This window comes from Cryobacterium sp. TMT1-2-1 (assembly GCF_004403955.1).
Taxonomy (GTDB): Bacteria; Actinomycetota; Actinomycetes; order Actinomycetales; family Microbacteriaceae; genus Cryobacterium; species Cryobacterium psychrotolerans.
Genome location: NZ_SOHC01000036.1, coordinates 32,790 through 50,761 on the forward strand (window position 1 = coordinate 32,790; position 17,972 = coordinate 50,761).

Here is a 17,972-nt window from a genome sequence, read left to right on the forward strand (position 1 = left end):
TAGCGCCGCGGCGCGCAGACGTGCCAGTCTGGTCGTGGTCGAAATCCCGGAAGGAACCAGCATGCCGCACGCACCGGATGTCTCACGCCGCACCGTCATCCTGATCGGAGGCGCCGGCACGGCTGCTGTCGCCCTGGCCGGATGCGCGCAGCCCGGGTCCCCCGACACGTCATCGAAGGGAACCGGAACGCCGGTCGAGATCGCCAAACTGGCGGACATCCCGGTGGGCGGCTCGATCGCGGTCACCCTGGACAAGAAACCGATCCTCCTCACCCAGCCGACCGCAGGCGAGGTCGTCGCCTTCAGCGCCGTCTGCACGCACCAGGGCTGCATAGTCGCCCCGAAGGCCGACGAGTTCGATTGCCCCTGCCACGGATCACGGTTCGACGCCACGACCGGCGAGGTGCTGGGCGGCCCTGCGCCCCGGCCGCTCGACAAAGTCACCGTCACGATCGACGGGGATTCGGTGCTGGCCGGCTAGCCGGCCGACACCCCCGGGGGAAAGCCGCTACCTCGTCAACGCCGCGTGAACGCGATGGCCTCGTCGAGGTACGGCGTCCAGGCCGCCCGTTCGACGTCGTTGATCTTGCGCGGGCGCTCGCTCACGGCATCCACCAGCACGATCGTGGTGCTCGCCCGCGTGTACAGGAGCGCGGGTTCGAGGCCGGCCGGGCTCCACACCTCGTAGCAGACCTCGAGGCTCGCCCCGCCGAGCTTGCCCAGCCAGAGACGCACGTCCAGCGGCTGCCTCATGTACGGCACCGGCGCGAGATACTCGATCTCCTGCCGGGCGATGAGGGTGAGCGTCGCCGCCCCCGGCTTGCCGTCGAGCACCGCGGTGCTCGCCCCGAGCATCGAGCCGCCCGTCTCGTCGGTCACCCAGAACGCCTGGATGCGCGCCTCTTCGAGCAGGCGCAGCATCTCCGCGTTGTTGACGTGGCCGTACGCGTCAAGGTCGGACCAGCGCAGCGAGATCGGGACGTGCAGCTTCATCCGGATGCTCCTAGTCGCGGGTGAGCTTGCGGTAGGCGGACCGGTGCGGCTTCGCGGCATCCGGGCCGAGTCGCTCGATCTTGTTCTGCTCGTACGACTCGAAGTTGCCCTCGAACCAGTACCAGTTCGCCGGGTCCTCGTCGGTGCCCTCGTAGGACAGGATGTGCGTGGCAATGCGGTCGAGGAACCACCGGTCGTGAGTGATGACCACGGCGCAGCCGGGGAACTCGAGCAGCGCGTTCTCGAGCGAGCCGAGGGTTTCGACGTCCAGGTCGTTGGTGGGCTCGTCGAGCAGCAGCAGGTTGCCGCCCTGCTTGAGGGTGAGGGCGAGGTTGAGGCGGTTGCGCTCACCACCGGAGAGCACGCCGGCTTTCTTCTGCTGGTCGGGTCCCTTGAACCCGAACGTGGAGACGTAGGCACGCGACGGGATCTCGGTCTTGCCGACCTGGATGTAATCCTGGCCGTCGGAGACGACCTCCCAGAGCGTCTTGTTCGGGTCGATACCGGTGCGGCTCTGGTCGACGTAGGACATGGTGACCGTCTCGCCGATCTTGAGTTCTCCTTCGTCGAGCGGCTCGAGTCCGACGATCGTCTTGAACAGGGTGGTCTTACCCACACCGTTGGGGCCGATGATGCCGACGATGCCGTTGCGCGGCAGGGTGAAGGAGAGGTCCTCGATGAGGACGCGGTCGCCGAAGCCCTTCTTGATCTTCTTCGCGTCGATGACCTGGGCGCCGAGGCGCGGTCCGACCGGGATCTGGATCTCCTCGAAGTCGAGCTTGCGGGTGCTCTCGGCTGCGGCGGCCATCTCCTCGTAGCGCGCCAGGCGCGCCTTCGATTTGGCCTGGCGGCCCTTGGCGTTGGAGCGCACCCAGTCGAGCTCGTCGGCGAGACGCTTGGCCATCTTGGCGTCCTTCTTGCCGGCGATGAGCAGACGTTCCTGCTTCTTCTCGAGGTAGGTCGAGTAGTTGCCCTCGTACGGGTACAGGTGGCCGCGGTCGACTTCGGCGATCCACTCGGCGACGTGGTCGAGGAAGTACCGGTCGTGGGTGACGGCGAGCACGGCGCCGGCGTACTGGGCCAGGTGCTGCTCGAGCCAGAGCACGCTCTCGGCGTCGAGGTGGTTGGTGGGTTCGTCGAGGAGCAGCAGGTCCGGCTTCTGCAGGAGGAGTTTGGTCAGCGCCACCCGGCGCTTCTCACCACCGGAGAGATCCACGACGGACATGTCCCCCGGCGGCGTGCGCAGGGCATCCATCGCCTGTTCGAGCTGGGAGTCGAGGTCCCAGGCGTCGGCGGCGTCGATCGCTTCCTGGAGCGTCCCCATCTCGGCGAGCAGGGAATCGAAATCGGCGTCCGGTTCGGCCAGCGCGAGGCTGATCTCGTTGAAACGGTCGACCTTGGCCTTGATCGGGCCGACGCCCTCCTGCACGTTCTCGAGGACCGTCTTGGTCTCGTCGAGTTCGGGCTCCTGCATCAGGATGCCCACGGTGTAGCCGGGGCTGAGCTTGGCCTCGCCGTTGCTCGGGGTGTCGAGCCCGGCCATGATCTTGAGGATCGTTGACTTACCCGCGCCGTTCGGCCCCACGATGCCGATTTTGGCGCCGGGGAAGAACGACATCGTGACGTCGTCGAGAATGAGCTTGTCGCCAACCGCTTTGCGCGCTCGGACCATCGTGTAAATAAATTCGGCCATATCTACCAGTCTATTTGCCGCGTGCCGCCCACGAGACACGTGCCTGAGCCGAGCACGTCCGCGACCATGCTGTGGTAGCCCCCGGTCGCCGGTCCGTTCTGCCCGATCAGGCACTCGTCGTTGACCCGCACGGAGAACTGGATGGAGTCCGCGGCGAGGTCGGCCTGGGTGCGGTCGAAGGTGACTTCCATCGTCTTCTTGTCGAAGCCGCCGGCGACGAGGCCGTCGATGAAGGCCCTTCCGCCGGCCGCCGGATCGGTCCGGAGCACCCCGGCGGCGATGAAGTCGAAGTAGTCGAGGTTCTCGGATGCGCTCAGCCGGGGTGCCAGGGTCGGATCCGGGACCGGCTCGGCCGCGGGGGGCGGGGCTGTGCCTGGAGCGGCACTCGGGCCGGCCCAGCTCGTCCGGGTGGGTGGCGGCGAATCTGCCGAGCACGCCGCGAGGCCGAGGGCCATCAGCGCTGCGGTCAGTGCTGCGGCGCCGATGGTGGAGTGGCGACCACCGCTCGTCGGATTCGTTCCTGCTGTACCCGGCACGCGTCGCCCTCCTGCGGCCGCGACGCGGCCAACCCTACGAGTCTAGGGTCGCGAGGCTCGGCGCCCCGCGGGGAGCAAAGGAGCCGGGCTCTGCCTGCTCCGCGGCGCCCTGGTCCGAGCCCCCCTGCTCCGAACCCCCCTGCTCCGAGGCGTCCAGCTCCGGGTCCTCCTGTTCCATCGCAGGCCGCGGCGCCGGCGCGGCCGCAGGCGCACTGCGCACGTACGCCGTCGTGCACCAGGTGAGGTCATGGCCGATCGCGTCCGCCTCGAGCTCGACCGATGTTCCGTTTCGATCCGCATTCTCCCAGTCGCGCACGCGCAGCCTGCCGGTCACCACCACATGTTGACCTTTCCTGACCGACGCCACCACATTGTGCGCCAGCTGCCGGAAGGACGAAACGGTGTACCAATTCGGGTCGGCATCCACCCAGGCGTTGCGTTTGCGGACGAACCGGCGCTGCCCGGACGCCAGACGGAAAGACGTGATGGCCAAACCGGAACTCGTGACCAGGTGCCGCGGCGTCGTCGCCACGATTCCCGTCAGGGTCATGGTGTCGCTCGTCATGATGTGCCTCCCTGCACGACCAGCTGCGCGAGCAGCTGCACGAACGCCTGCGCAGGGCGGACGCCCCGTGCGCGCGACCCGGGAACAACCACTCGTGCCAGTTTTGTCACACCCGGGCCGCGTACGACGAGTGTGCTCGCCTCGAGGGCGCGCGGGAGCGACCGCCCGGCATCCGGGCAATTCCACCGAACCGGCAGGCTGTGGAGAACCAGCCGGCCCAGGACGACGAGCCGCGGATCGCTACGCGACGATGTACTGCGAGTACGACTTGCGGATCTTGTTCACCTTCGGCAGGGCAACGGCCATGCAGTAGCCCTGGCCCGGGTTCTTCGCAAAGAAGTCCTGGTGGTAGTCCTCGGCGACGAAATACTCGCCGAGCGGCTCGATCGTGGTGACGATGCCGCCGTCCCACCAGCCGTTGGCTCGCTCGCGCGCCGTATCGAAGAGCTGCTTCTGCTCGTCGTCCGCGTAGAACATCGCCGACCGGTACTGGGTGCCGACGTCGGCGCCCTGCCGGTTCAGCTGGGTCGGGTCGTGGAGGGTGAAGAACACGTCCAGGATCACCTCGGCCGGGATGACCTCGGGGTCGAACGTCACCGCGATGGCCTCGGCATGCCCGGTGCGGCCGGTGCACACCGACTCGTAACTCGGGTTCGGGACCTCACCGCCGGTGTACCCGGAGACGACGTCACTCACCCCACGCAAAACCCGATACACGGCGTCGAGACACCAGAAACATCCACCTGCTACTACGAAAGTTTGCACGCCTCTAGAGTAACTCCATGACCTTTGTTGCCGCTGATGACCGCTACGCCGCCATGGACTACCGTCACACCGGTCGGAGCGGCCTCAAGCTCCCCGCCGTGTCCCTCGGCCTCTGGCACAACTTCGGCCACGAGCGCCCGATCGACACCCAGCGGGCCATCCTGCGCCGCGCCTTCGACCTCGGAGTCACCCACTTCGACCTGGCCAACAACTACGGTCCGCCCCCCGGCGCCGCCGAGACCAACTTCGGCCGGATCTTCGCCGAGGACTTCCGGCCCTACCGGGACGAAATGATCATCTCCAGCAAGGCCGGGTACGACATGTGGCCGGGCCCGTACGGCGAATGGGGCTCCCGCAAGTACATGCTCTCGTCCCTCGACGCGAGCCTCGGCCGGATGGGTCTGGACTACGTCGACATCTTCTACTCGCACCGGCCGGATCCGAACACCCCGATCGAGGAGACGATGGGCGCCCTGGCCACCGCCGTGCAGCAGGGGAAGGCCCTGTACGCGGGGATCTCGAGCTACGACCCCGAGCAGACCCGCGCGGCCGCGGCCGCCCTGGCCGAGCACAACGTGCCGTTGCTCATCCACCAGCCGCGCTACTCCATGTTCGACCGTCACATCGAGGACGGGCTGTTCCCGGTCCTCGACGAACTCGGCGTCGGCAGCATCGTCTTCTCCCCGCTGGCGCAGGGGCTCCTGACCGACCGGTACCTCGACGGCCGGGTGCCGGCGGGTTCCCGCATCGCCAACAGCGGATTCCTGTCGGAGTCGGCCCTGTCCGACACGTACCTCGGCCGGGTGCGTGCGCTCAACGGAATTGCCGCCGCACGCCACCAGACCCTCGCGCAGCTGGCCCTGACCTGGATCCTGCGGCAGCCGTCCGTGACCTCGGTACTCATCGGCGCGAGCAGCGTTGCGCAGCTGGAGCAGAACGTCGCCGCACTGGAGGCCCCGGCGCTGAGCGAAGACGAGATCGCAGCCATCGAACCACACGCCGTGCACGGCACATCCGTCGGTTAGCGGGGTGGGCTACCTCTTCGCGCTGGTCGCATCGCTCCTCTTCGGGCTGAACGGAAGCACCACCAAGGTCATCGTCGAGGCCGGGCTCTCCCCCGCGCAGCTCACCTTCGCCCGGGTCACCATCATCGCGCTGCTCGCCGGCGTACTGCTGCTCGCCACGAACCGCGCGGCGTTCCGCATCGACCGCAGCCAGTTGGCCGTGATGGCTCTCCTCGGTGTCGCGGGCGTCGCCCTGATCCAGTGGTTCTACGCCGTGGCGATCAGCCTGCTGCCCGTGGGGATCGCACTCATGCTCGAGTACTCCGGGGTGCTGCTCATCGCCCTCGTGGTTCGTTTCGTCTTCAAGGAGAAGGTGAAATCGCGGATCTGGGTGGCCATCGTCTTCGTGCTGATCGGAATGGCCATCGTCGCCGAGGTGTGGGCGAGCAGGCTGTCGGCACCCGGCGTCGTGGCGGGGATACTGGCGGCGATCTGCCTGGCCGTGTACTTCCTGGTCGGCGAGCGCCAGGTCGCCACGACCTCCCCACTGGCGGTGGCGTTCTGGTCGATGCTGTTCGCCAGCGCCTTCTGGCTCCTGTTCAGCGCCTGGTGGCAGATCGACCCGGCGATCCTCACCCAGCAGACGTCCCTCGGCGGCAACATGGGTTCGGTGTCCTTCCCGCTCTGGGGCATTCTGCTCTGGAACGGCGTGTTCGGATCCTTCGCGCCGTATCTGCTCTCCTATATGGCACTCGGCAGGCTGAACGCCACCGCCGCAGGCGTGGTCTCGGCATCCGAGGTCATTTTTGCGTTCGCGTTCGCCTTCCTGTGGCTGGGTGAGTCGCTCACCGGCGTGCAGGCGGCGGGAGCCGTGCTCGTGCTGATCGGCATCGTCGTCGCGCAAACGGCGCGGTCCAACAAGGCAGTGGACCTGGACCTGGCGAGCCAGGATCTCGCGCTCGCGAAGGGCCCGCCCGACTGAAGCGCGGACGAATGTCGGTGGCCGAGCCTAACCTGAGGAAAACCCCAGCGGCCGGCTGAAAGTTCGGAGGATTCCATGATCACGACAACCGCAACCCGCGGCCCCAGCCTCGTCCCGGTCAAAGACGGGCTGTGGCGGGTGACCGGCCGGTCGGGCGCCGTCCTCGGCCACATCGAACGCCGAGCGGATGCCCGCGGGGAACGTTTCGCCGCGCGCCGCATCGTGCAGGCAGCCCGCAGCATCCACCTGGGGGAGTTCTGGCGGATCGACGACGCGGCGGACTGCTTCCGTTGATCCCGCATTCGCCTGGCACCAGTTCGGGGCACGCCGCCGCCCTTCCCGCAGAACGCCACGCGGGCCCGGTACATTCGGCTCATGGAATGGTGGAATAACTTCGTATCCTGGCTCACGGCCATCAGCAACCAGCCCGTCATCTTCGGTGCTGTCGTGCTCGTCGTTGCCCTCATCGTCGCCAGCGTGCTGGCGGCATGGATCTCCCGTGGAGCGGTCAGGGGCCTGCTCGACCAGCGCGATCGCGAACTCAAAGCCGCGGTCATCAGCACGCTCGTCGATGCGGCCGCCGATGCCTCCGTCTGGAACTCGCTGACCGCGCAGGAGCAGGTCATGTCCGACCGCGCCGTCGGACACGCGGACATCCAGCTGCGTCTGCTGCCGATCCGCGGAGCCGGCATCGCCGCGAATTGGGCCGCCCACCAGCTGGCCGACCTCAAGCGGACCTCGGCCACGTTCGGCTACCAGCTCGAGCCCGCCGTCGCAGAGTTCCGCGACCGCCTGGTCGACTGGCAGAACAAGCCGTCACGGGCCCGGAAGATCTTCCAGGGCGACCTCGATCGCTGGAAGCTCCAGGACACGAGCTCAGAGAAGAGCCTCCTCGCCGAACGAGACGCCTGGGTTGCCCAGCAGCACCATGACGACTTCACCCGGCTGGAAACCGAATCCGCGTCGACGCCCCGGCAGTTCGAACCGGCCACGACGCAGGCCGATTCGACCGTCAACGCACGACCGGTCAGCCAGGACTACGAGGACGACGCGGTGTACGCGAACGCGGCGGGGCGCAGTGCTGCGCAGGGAGACGTCCGGCAGATGGAGGCCGCGCAGTCCGCCGATGGCCAGGCCGGCACTTCCCAGACCGGCACTGCCCCGGCCGGCACTTCCCAGGTCAGCCGCGCACCGATCAGCTACGCGCCGCTCGGCTACACGCCGGCGACACCGTCGACGGAGACCCAGCAGCTGCTCGACGACGTCGAGGCGCTTGACGTCCGTTCGGCGGATCCTTACGTTCCCACCGGGCCCGTCTCGACTCCCCCCCAGCCGTAGAACCGCCGGCTCAGCGCCACCACGCGTCGAACGGCGAGGCGGGAACGTTCCGTTTGTGTTCGGTGCTGAGGAACCTCGTCTCCAGGGCGTCCGCGACGCCCTGGTCGACGGATTTCCCCTCGAGGTAGTCGTCGATGTCTTCGTACCGCAGGCCCAGGTTGGCTTCGTCGGTCTGGCCGGGCTGGTCGTCGAGCAGGTCTGCCGTCGGCGGCTTCAGGTAGAGCCGCTCCGGCGCCCCGAGGGCGACGAGGAGCGAACGCCCCTGCCGCTTGGTCAGGCCGGCCAGTGGCAGGATGTCCGTTCCGCCGTCTCCGTACTTCGTGAAGAACCCGGTGACGGCCTCCGCCGCGTGGTCGGTCCCCACGACCAGGAGGCCCCGCGCCCCGGCGAGGGCGTACTGGGCGATCATCCGTGCACGCGCCTTGACGTTTCCCTTGTTGAAGTCGGTCAGGTCCTCGCCGGTGCTGTGGTGGAACTCCGCTTCGAAACCGTCGACCGCGCGTTCGATGTTGAAGGTGAGCACCGTCTGCGGGCGGATGAAGTCCAGCGCCAACCGGGCATCAGCCTCGTCCCGCTGCACCGCGTAGGGCAGGCGCACGGCCGTGAACGACGCCGGATGACCTTCGGCGCCGAGTTCGTCGACCGCCAACTGGCAGAGGCGTCCGGCCAGGGATGAATCCTGGCCGCCGCTGATGCCCAGCACCAGCCCCTTCGCCCCCGTGCGCAGCAGGTAGTCCTTGAGGAATCCGATCCGGCGGCTGACTTCGGCGGCCGGGTCGATGGTGGGGGTCACGTGCAGTTCGGCGATGATTCGCGCCTGAAGTTCTCGCATGAACCGAATCTATCAAGGCGGACGCGGCGCCCGGGTCCAGCACCTTCGCGCCCTCAGCCGCGCGCGGCTCCCCGCGGCCACTCCCGCCCGAGAAGCGCGTACGTGTCGAGCGTCGTCCACTCCCCCTTGAACCAGTCGGCCTCCACCTGCCTGCATTCCTGCCGCAGGCCGGCCTTCCGCAACACGGCGCCCGGCAGATCGCCCGCCGGCTGACCTGCGACGATGCTCAAGGCGGCGGCCTCGGAGAAATCGGTCGACCAGGACTGGTACAAGGCAACGCCCGGTTCCTGCCGGTACCGGGCGAAGGCCACGGCGTCAGCGCCGGCCAGGGGCGCGATGCTGAGCCGTTCGGTGATCAGCGGATAGGCCATGACCGACCCTCCCACAGGTCTTGCTGGATGGTGCCCCCGGTAGGAATCGAACCTACGACAAGCGGATTAGAAGGCCGCTGCTCTATCCACTGAGCTACGGGGGCGGGAAACGCGGTTCAACGATACCGCAGGCGGAGACTCGGCCCGTCCCGCGCCACGACCGGCCGGGCGGATGCCGGCAGGGCGGAAGGTGACAGGGCGGAAGATGAGAAAGGTCAGAGCGCCTTCGCGGCGGCGACGAGCACCTGGGCGAGCGTCGGCACGCCGACGGCGCGGAACACCTCGGTTCCGGCGGCGTTCTTCACGATCACGGTCGGCGTGGTGCGGATGCCCTCTGCCTCGGCCTCGGCGACGTCCCTGGCCACATCCAGTTCCCGCACGGTCGCCAGGGGAACCAGCCGGGCCGCCTCGGCCAGCACCGCCCGGGTCTGCATGCACGGCTCACAGAATGCGGAGGAGAAGAAGATCAGTTCCATGGTCGGTCAGCCCGTGATCAGGAAGATCGTCGCGACGACGACGGAGACGACCGCCAGCAGCAGGGAGATGCCGATCAGCACGGCGTGGACGACCAGGAATCTGGTCGGCCTGCCGGCCGTGTCGCGGGCGCGTTCGTCGCGCCGCACCCGTCGGAAGAACTGCGGCCAGACGATGAAGGCCCAGGCCGCATTGATGATCAGGAGAACCGCAAGTGTCGTTGGCATCGTACCCAGTCTACGAGGCGCCAACGCGCGACCTCCCGCACCCTCCCAGCCACCCGCGCGGGGCCTGTCGGCGCCCACCGGTAGACTCGTCCCATGACAATTAGTGGTGACCGGTTGGTGTGGATTGACTGTGAAATGACTGGTCTCGACCTCGACAACGACGAGCTCGTGGAAATCGCGGTCGTGATCACGGACTTCGACCTGAACCTCATCGGCCCGGGCCTCGACATCGTGATCAAGCCGGATGCGTCGGCCCTGGCGAACATGGGCGACTTCGTCCGCGACATGCACACGTCGTCGGGCCTGATCAACGAGATCCCGAACGGGGTCAGCGTCGCCGAGGCCGAGTTCCAGGTGCTCGAATACATCCTCCAGTTCATTCCCGCAGAGCAGAAGGCACCGCTCGCCGGCAACTCGATCGGCACCGACCGCGCCTTCCTCACCAGGTACATGCCGCGCCTCGACAAGCAGCTGCACTACCGTAACGTCGACGTGTCGTCGATCAAGGAACTGGCCCGCCGCTGGTACCCGCGCGCCTACTTCAACGCGCCCGCGAAAGACGGCGGCCACCGCGCCCTCGCCGACATCCTCGAATCCATTCGGGAACTCGCCTACTACCGCCAGAGCGTCTTCGTGGCCGACCCCGGGCCCACGAGCGTCGAGGCGAAAGTGCATTCCGCGCAGGCCGTGTCCAACTTTGGTCCGAAGGTGTAATAGAATTCTTGAGTTGCCTACGTCGCTTGCGATGTGAGCACACATGGTGGGTATAGCTCAGCTGGTAGAGCGCCTGGTTGTGGTCCAGGAGGTCGCGGGTTCAAGCCCCGTTACTCACCCCAATAGATTGATCGTCCACCGGGCATCCCCGTCGCGGGAGGCGTATGCTGCCTCCGGACGAGAGATGCCGGCATGGAAGAAATCAACCCGAAGCTGCTGAATTGGGCGTCGATCCTTGACCCGGTCACGCGCGAACAGGCGATCACGACGGCCTCGCTGTCGTTCATCTTTCCCCATCTCGCCCTGATGCCCGACGCGCATCCGGGCAAGGGCGCGACCGTCGGATCCGTCATCCCCACGATCGGCGCCATCATCCCGGCCGCTGTGGGCGTGGACATCGGCTGCGGGATGATTGCGGTCCGCACGCAGCTCGGCGCTGGTGACCTCCCCGCTGACCGCCGCCCCCTGCGCGAGGCCATCGAACGTGCGATCCCCCTCTCGGCCGGCCACTACAACGATGTCCTGACCCCGTCTGCCGCGGCCAGGTGCCGCACACTCGAACGAGCGGCGACCGAGGCGCATTTCGATCCGGCGGCCTACTCACCGAACTGGCGGCTTCAATTGGGCACCCTCGGCAGCGGGAATCACTTCATCGAAGTCAGCCTCGACGAGCACGACCGCGTCTGGCTGTTCCTGCACTCCGGTTCGCGTGGTGTGGGCAACAAGCTGGCACTGCACCACATTGAGATCGCCCGGCGCTACGCATCCGCGCATTCGATCAGGCTTCCCCACCCGGACCTCGCGTACCTGGTCGAGGGCACGCCGGAGTTCGACCGGTACATCGCCGAGATGCGCTGGGCGCAGCACTTCGCGCTGTTGAACCGAGAGGAGATGATGGATCGCGTCGTCCTGCAGTTCGAGAGGTGGACCGGCGTGCCGTCCCTCGAGCAGGAGCGCATCAATTGCCACCACAACTTCACCGAGCGGGAACATCACTTCGGCAAGGACGTGTGGCTGACTCGGAAGGGCGCGATCGACGCGAGCCCGGGCAAGCCGGGGCTGATTCCGGGTTCGATGGGGACCGCCTCGTACGTTGTCGTCGGCAAAGGCAACCCGCTCTCGCTGAATTCGTCACCGCACGGGGCCGGCCGGGAGTACTCCCGCACCGCCGCTCGCAAGACGTTCACGTTCAGCCAACTGCGTGAGGCGATGGCCGGCATCGAGTTCCGCGACACGGCGGAATTCATCGACGAGATCCCCCAGGCCTACAAGCCGATTGATCGAGTGATGCAGGACTCCGCCGACCTGGTGGAGGTTCGGCACACGCTCCGCCAGCTCATCAACGTGAAGGGCGACTGACCGCGCTGTGGGATGCTGAACGGATGCCGCAGCTCACCCCGGAGGAATTCGAGCGTCTCGTCATCGACGAGCTCGACCTGCTGCCCGACGACATGCTCGACGGGCTCGAGAATGTCGTCTTCGTGGTCGAAGACCGCCCGGAGAACGGCACGCTGGACACGCTGGGACTGTACGACGGAGTGTCGCTGACCGAACGTGGGCAGTACGGCTTCGGCGAAATGCCCGACCGGATCGTCATCTACCGCGAACCGCTGCTCGACCTCTGCGCCGACCTCGACGAACTGCGCGACCAGGTGCACGTGACCCTCGTGCACGAGATCGCGCACTTCTTCGGGATAGATGACGACAGGCTGCACGAGCTCGGCTGGGGTTGACTTCCCCCGGGTTAGCCTGAGCGCATGAGTAGATTCCGGCCCGGCCGCTTCATTGGTGTCACAGCCGGCACGCTGGTGATCCTGGCCGTCGGCGTCTACGGACCGGCGACCCTGCTGGGGCCGCTTCCCGCGGTCAAGGCGACCCTGTCGACACCCGCGGCGGCGGCAGAGCCCGCACCTCCGCGGCTGCCGGCCGCCGGTGCGAGCGCGGTCACGGCCATCGGCACGGCGGCCGCGGGCTCGGAGGTCGTCGATTCCACGCCCGCCAGGGAACCCATCGGGTTCGGCGGCAAGACGGACGCGCTCCCGATGGCCTCGGTGGCCAAAATCGTCACCGCGCTCGTCGTGCTCGACGCCAAACCGCTGGGCGCGGGAGATGCCGGACCGAAGCTGACCATTTCCGCCGCGGACTACCAGGACTACATCGACTACAGCGCGTCCTATGCCAGGACCGTCGCCGTCTTTCCCGGTGAGAGCTGGACCGAGCGGGAGCTGCTGCAGTCGCTGGTCCTGGGCTCCAGCAACAATCACGCCGACACCCTGGCCCGGTGGGCGTACGGCTCGGTGCCGGAATACCTGGACGCCGCGAACGCCTGGCTGACGAAGAACGGCCTGGGCGCCACGCACATGGCCGACGCGACCGGCCTGGACTCCGCCACCGCCGGGACCGCCACCGACCTGGCCCGCCTGGCCGCGATCGCCGCGGCCGATCCGATCATCGCTGAGATCATCGCCGCCCCGGCGTCATCGCTCGCCGGCCGGCGCGGGGTGGACAACACGACGGCGTATCTGCCGGAGCTCGGCATCACCGGCATTTCGCGCAGCTACACGGATGCCGCCGGCGTCTGCTTCCTGTTCACCGCCCAGGTCGAAGCGGGCGATTCCAGCTTCACGTTCGCCGGTGCGTTCGTCGGCGAACCCGACTACGACACGCTGACGAGCGACCTGACCGCCCTGATGGAGAGCGCACAGGCCGGGATCGGCGAGCTGCCCCTCCTGGCCAAGGGCGACGCCTACGTCCGCTTCGAATCGATCTGGGGCGACACGGCATCCGGAGTGGTGCGCACCGCGAAGACCCAGGTCACCTGGCAGAGCGCGAGTTCAGACGGCGCGGCCGTGAAGCTCGACGCGTTCTCCACCGGGCGCGCCGGCAAGGTCGTCGGGCGCGTCTCCACCGACGCCGCGGGAAAACCGGTCTCGTCGCCGCTCGTGCTCGACCGCGCGATCAGCGATCCCGGCCTCGGCTGGCGCCTGCTCCACCCGGTACCGGTGATCGCGGCGCTGATCGCGTCACGGGACTAGGCCCGGGTCTCGACACGCTCCGGCTCTCGACACGCTCCGGCTCTCGACACGCTCGACCACCGGGGTTAACCATCGCCGAACTGTGAGTTCGGCACCTTCCCGGGCTGGGCGAAGGTGCCGAACTCACAGTTCGGCGCGGGGTGGTCGGCGCTGGGGCGGGTTAGGCCAGGCAGTCAGTCGGTCAGTCGGTTTCTTCGGTCGACTCGAACGGGTCGCTGTCACCGGCGTCGAACCGGTAGCGAACGTGCGCGCGCCCCTGGACGTCGCGGCTGTCGACCTCGTCGTACCAGAACAGCGATTCCATGCCGCCGACAGCGGCCAGCATGCTGATCCGCGCATCGTGCTTCCCGTGCAGGAGAACGCGAGTGTCGGTCTGGCCCTCGAGGGGCCCGTCCATGAACTCGGCAGTGTAGACAACGTTTTCTGCATCAGGACTGGTCATGGATCCAACTTAGCCCGGCGGCGGCGATTACCGCCGAAACGGCGCGGCCGAGTCGCCGCCGCCGAGTCGGGCATGGCGCCCTCTCCGCCGAGCCGCAGCGTGGCCCAACGCTCCGGATTCTCCCTCGCCCGGTAGTCCTCCCACTCGAGCTGCCACTGGTCCCAATGCGTGCGGAAGACCTCGCCGTCGCGCGCGATGGCCCTGGCCTTCCGAAGCGTGTCGTCCGCGGTGAGCCAGACGCGGATGTCGCTGAGCGCGGCGTGCGCGGCGGCCAGCGCCCCGCACCCCTCCACGATGAGCGGGCTCGCCGGGTCCACCGGGTGCCACTCGGCGGGCTCTCCCCTGTCCCAGTCGTAGCGCTGCCAGGCGGCGGCCCGGCCGGCCTGCCGCGGTTCAAGCACGCACCGGGTGACCTGCCGGACGGCGGCATCAAGGCCCTGCCACCCGGGGTAGATGTCGTCCAGGCGCACGAGGGTCGGTGGCCGCGTGCCCGGCCACGCGGCGACGAGATGGTCGGCCAGCGTGCTCTTGCCCGCCCCGCTCGGACCGTCGATCAGAACGACGGGGGTCGGACCGGCCCCGGCAAGCGCGCGAAGCACGGCCGCGACGGGCGTCTCAGCCGAGGACAAAGTTCCAGCTTCCGGTCGCGACCGATACGGCGACCGCCAGGGCGCCGACGAACAGCCCCAGCCCGATCAGCGCCACCTCGCGCCGGCCGAAATCCGACGGCCGCGCCCAGGTTCGGGTGGTCGTTCCGCCGAATCCCCGGGCTTCCATGGCCGTGGCCAGCTTGCTGCCGCGGCGGATGGAGAGCACGAGGAGCGCAAAGGCCTGGCCGGACAGGCGCCGGATGACGCCGCGATCCGCGATGCCCCTGGCCCGCCTGGCCCGCTCGAGGGCGCGCCAGTCCTCCATCAGCAGCCCGACAAGGCGCAGTGCCGCCAGCCCGCCCAGCACGAAGCGCGCCGGCAGCCTGACGACCTGCCCCAGTCCGTCGGCCAGGTCCGTCGGGTCGACGGTGACGAAGAGGACAACAGCGGGGAGCCCGATCGCGAGCACGCGCAGCAGCGTCGCCACGGCCAGTTCGACCGACCCGTCCGTGATGTGGATGAGGCCGAACTGCCAGTATTCGGCGCCCGCTGCCTGCCCGTAGAGCAGCGTGGTCAGCCCGGCGGCCGGTGCGGCCAGCCAGACGGGGAGGGTGCGGAGCACAAAGATCCGAAAGGACATCCCGGCCCAGAAGAACAGGACCAGCTCGCAGGCCAGGGCGACGGCGGCCGAAACCCAGTCGATGGTCAGCACAAGCACCCCCGCGAGGAGGAGCGCCGCCGCCAGCTTGGCCACCGGGTTGACCCGCAGGATTCCCCGGTTCCCCGGCGTCGCCGTCGCCGTCGCGGTCACAGCGTCACCAGGCGGTCGGGCCGGGCGTCCAGGCTGCCGGCCAGGCGGTATTCGCTGTCGGCCAGGGCAGCCACGAACTCGGCGTCGTGCGACACGGCGACCACGGCGGTGCCGGCGTCGATGAGCTCCGCGAGCAGGGCCACGATCTCCCGCCAGGTGCGGAAGTCCTGGCCGAAGGTGGGCTCGTCGAGCACGAGCACACCGGGCCGGGTGGCCAGCACCGTGCCGACCGACAGCCGGCGCTTCTCGCCTCCGGACAGGGTGAACGGGTTCGCCTCCGCGAGATGGTCGATCCGCAGCCTCTGCAGCAGGGTGTCCACCCGGGCAGAGATCACCGGCTCCGGGAGCCCGAGCGCGAGCGGCCCGACGGACAGCTCCGCTCGGACCGTGCCGGCCACGAACTGGTGCTCGGGGTCCTGGAACACCGTGCCGATGCGGGTGAGCAGCTGGCGGGACTTCCAGCGGATCGGTTCGGCCGGGGCTCCGCCGGACAAGCGCGGGTCCGCGAGCACCCGGCCGGCGGCCGGCTTCAGAAGGCCGGCCAGGGTCAGGGCCAGCGTGGATTTCCCCGCCCCATTCGGTCCGGTGATGGCCAGCGCGGCCCCCTCGACGACCTCAAGCTCGATGTCGCGTGCGACGACGGCGTCCCGGGTGCGCGCGATGGCGAGCGCCTGTGTTCCGAGGAGACGATCGGATGCCTGCGGCGCCCGGCGCCGCGCGGGGAGGTCGTGCGCGATGCCCGGAACCCACACCCCGGAGGCCGACAGCCGGTCGCCCTCCGCCGGGAGCACGTCGCCCGGCCGGCCGTCGGCCAGGACTCCCCCGGCCGGGTCGAGCACGATGACGCGGTTGACGAGGTGCTGCCACACGCCGACCCGATGCTCGATCACGACGAAGGTGGCCTCCGTGTGCTCGAGTACCCGGGCCACCGATTCCCGCACTTCCAGCACGCCGGCCGGGTCGAGGTTGGCCGTGGGTTCATCGAGCAGCAGCAGCCCCGGACGCATCGCCAGCACTCCGGCCAGGGCGAGGCGCTGCTTCTGTCCGCCGGACAGCGCGGAGGTGGGGTGGCCGAGGGGCAGGTCGAGTCCGACCATCGCGAGCGAGTCGCGCACCCGGCGCCAGATCTCCTCCCGCGGCACACCGAGGTTCTCGCAGCCGAACGCGACGTCGTCGCCGACCCGGGCGAGGATCACCTGGGAATCCGGGTCCTGCATCACCAGCCCCACCTGCCCGCGCGCGGCGGCCGGACTGCTCCCGTTGACGAGGAGCCGCCCCTGTTCCTCGCCTTCCTCGGCGGCGCCGATCACCCCGGCCAGGGCGTGCACGAGGGTGGATTTCCCCGCCCCGGATGCGCCGAGCAGCAACACCCGCTCGCCCGGGTCGATGCGGAGGTCGAGGTCCCTGACCGCCCACGCCCGCCGTCCGGCATGACGCCAGCCCCAGCCGGAGCCGTCGATCGACGCCCCCGCAACGCGGAGGTCTGGTGCTGCCGGCGGCGTCATCAGTGCGACTAGACGTCGGCGCGAATCTCGCGACCCGCGGCGAACCGGCCGAGCGCCCCCGTCCTGGCGAGGCCGCGCATGGCCAGCCAGGACAGCAGCCCGGCGATCACTGCGCCGGACACGACGGCGGACACCGTGTAGATCGTCGCGAACGCCGCGGCCGAGCCGGGGTACCAGAGTACCAGGTCGTTGATCGCGAGGGCCAGGCCCGCGCCGGCGCCCGCCAGGACGGCGACGTACGCACGGTAGTTGGCGTAGAGGAACACCGCGAACACCAGCTCCGCACCGAGTCCCTGGGCCAGCCCGGAAACGAGCGTGAGCGGACCCCACTGGTTGCCGATCAGCGTGGACACGACGGCAGCGAGAAGTTCGGTGTAGAGCGCGGCCCCTGGCTTGCGAATGATCAGGCCGCCGAGCACCCCGGCGAAGAGCCATCCGCCGCCCAGGAGGGCCTGCAGGCCGGGAAGGAGGGGCGTGAGCGGGGCGCTGAGCGGAACGTAGGCGGTGTTCCAGGCGAAGAAGATCAGTCCGCTGGCGACGCCGATGACGCTGGCGACGACGATGTCGACGACCCGCCACCTCAGGTTGCGCGGCTTGCGGGCCGTCGTCTGGGCGGGAATCAGGGGGGTGGTTGTTGCATGCACTTGTCGTGCCCTTTCCGTAGTGAATACAGGGCACGGGTTACGAGATTGTTTGCCTCCCTGCGCTGGCATGATCCAGATCAGGTTCGACGGTCGAAGCCAGGTAGCTTCCTCTCAGCCCGGTCAACCGGACTCCCGTGTTCGCTTCGATTATAGACCCGCCTAGACTCGCAGGATGGAGTCCACCGGCGTCGGCGCACCCGGTCGTCCCGAATGACTGTCGCCGTCCCCCTGATCCTGGCCGCCGTCCTGCTGGTACTGATGCGATCGTTCATCCTGCGCCGACGCCGGATCCGCCGAGGGCTCCCGGTGCGTGGACCGTGGCGGCTGCCCCGGCTGGGACGGCGACGACGGTCCTAGGGCGTGTCTCCTAATTCGTGTAACCAGATGGTGATGGCACGGAGGACGACGCCTCCGCGGTAGGTGAGGGCGAGTTTGTCGTAGCGAGTGGCGA

At 68.6% G+C, this 17,972-nt stretch carries 24 protein-coding genes, 2 tRNA genes and 1 riboswitch; of the genes, 11 read left to right on the forward strand and 15 right to left on the reverse strand.

Translation table 11 applies throughout. The annotated features are described in order from the left end of the window. The first annotated feature begins 61 nt into the window (after positions 1–61). Positions 62–481 (forward strand): Rieske (2Fe-2S) protein, encoded by a 420-nt coding sequence (locus E3T33_RS07015; RefSeq protein ID WP_092323846.1) that lies wholly within the window; start codon positions 62–64, stop codon positions 479–481. Between the two features lie 35 nt (positions 482–516). On the opposite strand, the gene E3T33_RS07020 is transcribed toward E3T33_RS07015, so the two are convergent. The 5 genes from E3T33_RS07020 to msrA all read right to left on the reverse strand — a co-directional run bounded on the left by E3T33_RS07020 (position 517) and on the right by msrA (position 4,552). Continuing rightward, entirely contained in the window at positions 517–993 is a 477-nt protein-coding gene (locus tag E3T33_RS07020) for a thioesterase family protein (RefSeq protein ID WP_092323745.1), read from the reverse strand. A gap of 10 nt (positions 994–1,003) precedes the next feature. Next, entirely contained in the window at positions 1,004–2,686 is a 1,683-nt protein-coding gene (gene ettA, locus E3T33_RS07025) for an energy-dependent translational throttle protein EttA (protein ID WP_134575020.1), read from the reverse strand. 2 nt (positions 2,687–2,688) lie between these two features. Next, positions 2,689–3,222, reverse strand: coding sequence for a hypothetical protein (locus E3T33_RS07030; protein WP_134575021.1), 534 nt, complete (start codon positions 3,220–3,222; stop codon positions 2,689–2,691). 34 nt (positions 3,223–3,256) lie between these two features. Beyond that, the gene (locus E3T33_RS07035) at positions 3,257–3,787 is read right to left on the reverse strand and encodes a single-stranded DNA-binding protein (protein ID WP_134575022.1); all 531 of its coding nucleotides are present in this window, start codon (positions 3,785–3,787) and stop codon (positions 3,257–3,259) included. A 240-nt stretch (positions 3,788–4,027) separates the two neighbouring features. Beyond that, positions 4,028–4,552: a peptide-methionine (S)-S-oxide reductase MsrA gene (gene msrA / locus E3T33_RS07040; protein WP_092323740.1), complete on the reverse strand. Its 525-nt coding sequence runs from the start codon at positions 4,550–4,552 to the stop codon at positions 4,028–4,030. Between the two features lie 17 nt (positions 4,553–4,569). Here msrA and mgrA point away from each other — a divergent pair, with 17 nt between their 5' ends. From mgrA to E3T33_RS07060, 4 genes are all read left to right on the forward strand, one after another. Then, positions 4,570–5,577, forward strand: a complete 1,008-nt coding sequence (mgrA, locus tag E3T33_RS07045) for an L-glyceraldehyde 3-phosphate reductase (RefSeq protein ID WP_092323738.1) — start codon at positions 4,570–4,572, stop codon at positions 5,575–5,577. Positions 5,578–5,581: 4 nt separating this feature from the next. Then, positions 5,582–6,538: a DMT family transporter gene (locus E3T33_RS07050; RefSeq protein WP_092323737.1), complete on the forward strand. Its 957-nt coding sequence runs from the start codon at positions 5,582–5,584 to the stop codon at positions 6,536–6,538. 75 nt (positions 6,539–6,613) lie between these two features. Further along, positions 6,614–6,832, forward strand: coding sequence for a hypothetical protein (locus tag E3T33_RS07055; RefSeq protein ID WP_092323735.1), 219 nt, complete (start codon positions 6,614–6,616; stop codon positions 6,830–6,832). Positions 6,833–6,913: 81 nt separating this feature from the next. Next, positions 6,914–7,876 (forward strand): hypothetical protein, encoded by a 963-nt coding sequence (locus E3T33_RS07060; RefSeq protein WP_092323734.1) that lies wholly within the window; start codon positions 6,914–6,916, stop codon positions 7,874–7,876. Positions 7,877–7,886: 10 nt separating this feature from the next. Here the strand turns inward: E3T33_RS07060 and nadE are convergent, their stop codons facing one another. The 5 genes from nadE to E3T33_RS07085 all read right to left on the reverse strand — a co-directional run bounded on the left by nadE (position 7,887) and on the right by E3T33_RS07085 (position 9,780). Beyond that, positions 7,887–8,708 (reverse strand): ammonia-dependent NAD(+) synthetase, encoded by an 822-nt coding sequence (nadE, locus tag E3T33_RS07065; RefSeq protein ID WP_092323732.1) that lies wholly within the window; start codon positions 8,706–8,708, stop codon positions 7,887–7,889. A gap of 53 nt (positions 8,709–8,761) precedes the next feature. Next, positions 8,762–9,079, reverse strand: a complete 318-nt coding sequence (locus E3T33_RS07070) for a hypothetical protein (protein WP_134575023.1) — start codon at positions 9,077–9,079, stop codon at positions 8,762–8,764. Positions 9,080–9,107: 28 nt separating this feature from the next. Then, positions 9,108–9,183: transfer RNA gene (locus E3T33_RS07075), tRNA-Arg, on the reverse strand. 111 nt (positions 9,184–9,294) lie between these two features. After that, entirely contained in the window at positions 9,295–9,555 is a 261-nt protein-coding gene (locus E3T33_RS07080) for a thioredoxin family protein (RefSeq protein ID WP_092323729.1), read from the reverse strand. A 6-nt stretch (positions 9,556–9,561) separates the two neighbouring features. Further along, positions 9,562–9,780, reverse strand: a complete 219-nt coding sequence (locus tag E3T33_RS07085) for a hypothetical protein (protein WP_134575024.1) — start codon at positions 9,778–9,780, stop codon at positions 9,562–9,564. 93 nt (positions 9,781–9,873) lie between these two features. Between E3T33_RS07085 and orn the strand changes: the two genes are divergently transcribed. The 5 genes from orn (at position 9,874) to E3T33_RS07110 (ending at position 13,529) form a co-directional block, all read left to right on the forward strand. Further along, the gene (orn, locus tag E3T33_RS07090) at positions 9,874–10,494 is read left to right on the forward strand and encodes an oligoribonuclease (protein ID WP_092323726.1); all 621 of its coding nucleotides are present in this window, start codon (positions 9,874–9,876) and stop codon (positions 10,492–10,494) included. A 46-nt stretch (positions 10,495–10,540) separates the two neighbouring features. Beyond that, positions 10,541–10,616: transfer RNA gene (locus E3T33_RS07095), tRNA-His, on the forward strand. 70 nt (positions 10,617–10,686) lie between these two features. Beyond that, entirely contained in the window at positions 10,687–11,853 is a 1,167-nt protein-coding gene (locus tag E3T33_RS07100; protein ID WP_092323725.1) for an RtcB family protein, read from the forward strand. Between the two features lie 23 nt (positions 11,854–11,876). Continuing rightward, a complete protein-coding gene (locus E3T33_RS07105) occupies positions 11,877–12,227 on the forward strand; it encodes a metallopeptidase family protein (protein ID WP_092323723.1) in 351 nt (116 codons plus the stop codon). Between the two features lie 24 nt (positions 12,228–12,251). Beyond that, positions 12,252–13,529, forward strand: coding sequence for a hypothetical protein (locus tag E3T33_RS07110; RefSeq protein WP_092323722.1), 1,278 nt, complete (start codon positions 12,252–12,254; stop codon positions 13,527–13,529). Positions 13,530–13,710: 181 nt separating this feature from the next. On the opposite strand, the gene E3T33_RS07115 is transcribed toward E3T33_RS07110, so the two are convergent. The 5 genes from E3T33_RS07115 to E3T33_RS07135 are packed head-to-tail and all read right to left on the reverse strand — an operon-like array spanning position 13,711 to position 17,521. After that, complete coding sequence (locus E3T33_RS07115) at positions 13,711–13,971, reverse strand: hypothetical protein (protein WP_092325375.1); 261 nt, start codon at positions 13,969–13,971, stop codon at positions 13,711–13,713. Further along, the gene (locus E3T33_RS07120; RefSeq protein ID WP_241982858.1) at positions 13,968–14,600 is read right to left on the reverse strand and encodes an ATP-binding protein; all 633 of its coding nucleotides are present in this window, start codon (positions 14,598–14,600) and stop codon (positions 13,968–13,970) included. The genes E3T33_RS07115 and E3T33_RS07120 overlap by 4 nt, the downstream gene beginning before the upstream one ends. Further along, positions 14,587–15,372: an energy-coupling factor transporter transmembrane component T gene (locus tag E3T33_RS07125; protein WP_198417096.1), complete on the reverse strand. Its 786-nt coding sequence runs from the start codon at positions 15,370–15,372 to the stop codon at positions 14,587–14,589. Before E3T33_RS07125 ends, E3T33_RS07120 begins: the two co-directional genes overlap by 14 nt. Further along, on the reverse strand, positions 15,369–16,877 hold the full coding sequence (locus tag E3T33_RS07130; protein WP_134575025.1) for an ABC transporter ATP-binding protein: 1,509 nt from the start codon (positions 16,875–16,877) through the stop codon (positions 15,369–15,371). The genes E3T33_RS07125 and E3T33_RS07130 overlap by 4 nt, the downstream gene beginning before the upstream one ends. An 8-nt stretch (positions 16,878–16,885) precedes the next feature. Further along, positions 16,886–17,521, reverse strand: a complete 636-nt coding sequence (locus E3T33_RS07135) for an ECF transporter S component (RefSeq protein ID WP_092325371.1) — start codon at positions 17,519–17,521, stop codon at positions 16,886–16,888. A 37-nt stretch (positions 17,522–17,558) separates the two neighbouring features. Further along, positions 17,559–17,667: riboswitch (TPP riboswitch) on the reverse strand. A 64-nt stretch (positions 17,668–17,731) separates the two neighbouring features. Here E3T33_RS07135 and E3T33_RS15215 point away from each other — a divergent pair. Next, positions 17,732–17,878 carry a hypothetical protein gene (locus E3T33_RS15215; protein ID WP_166784430.1) on the forward strand — a complete coding sequence of 49 codons (147 nt, stop codon included), beginning with the start codon at positions 17,732–17,734 and terminating at the stop codon, positions 17,876–17,878. Positions 17,879–17,972: the final 94 nt, after the last annotated feature.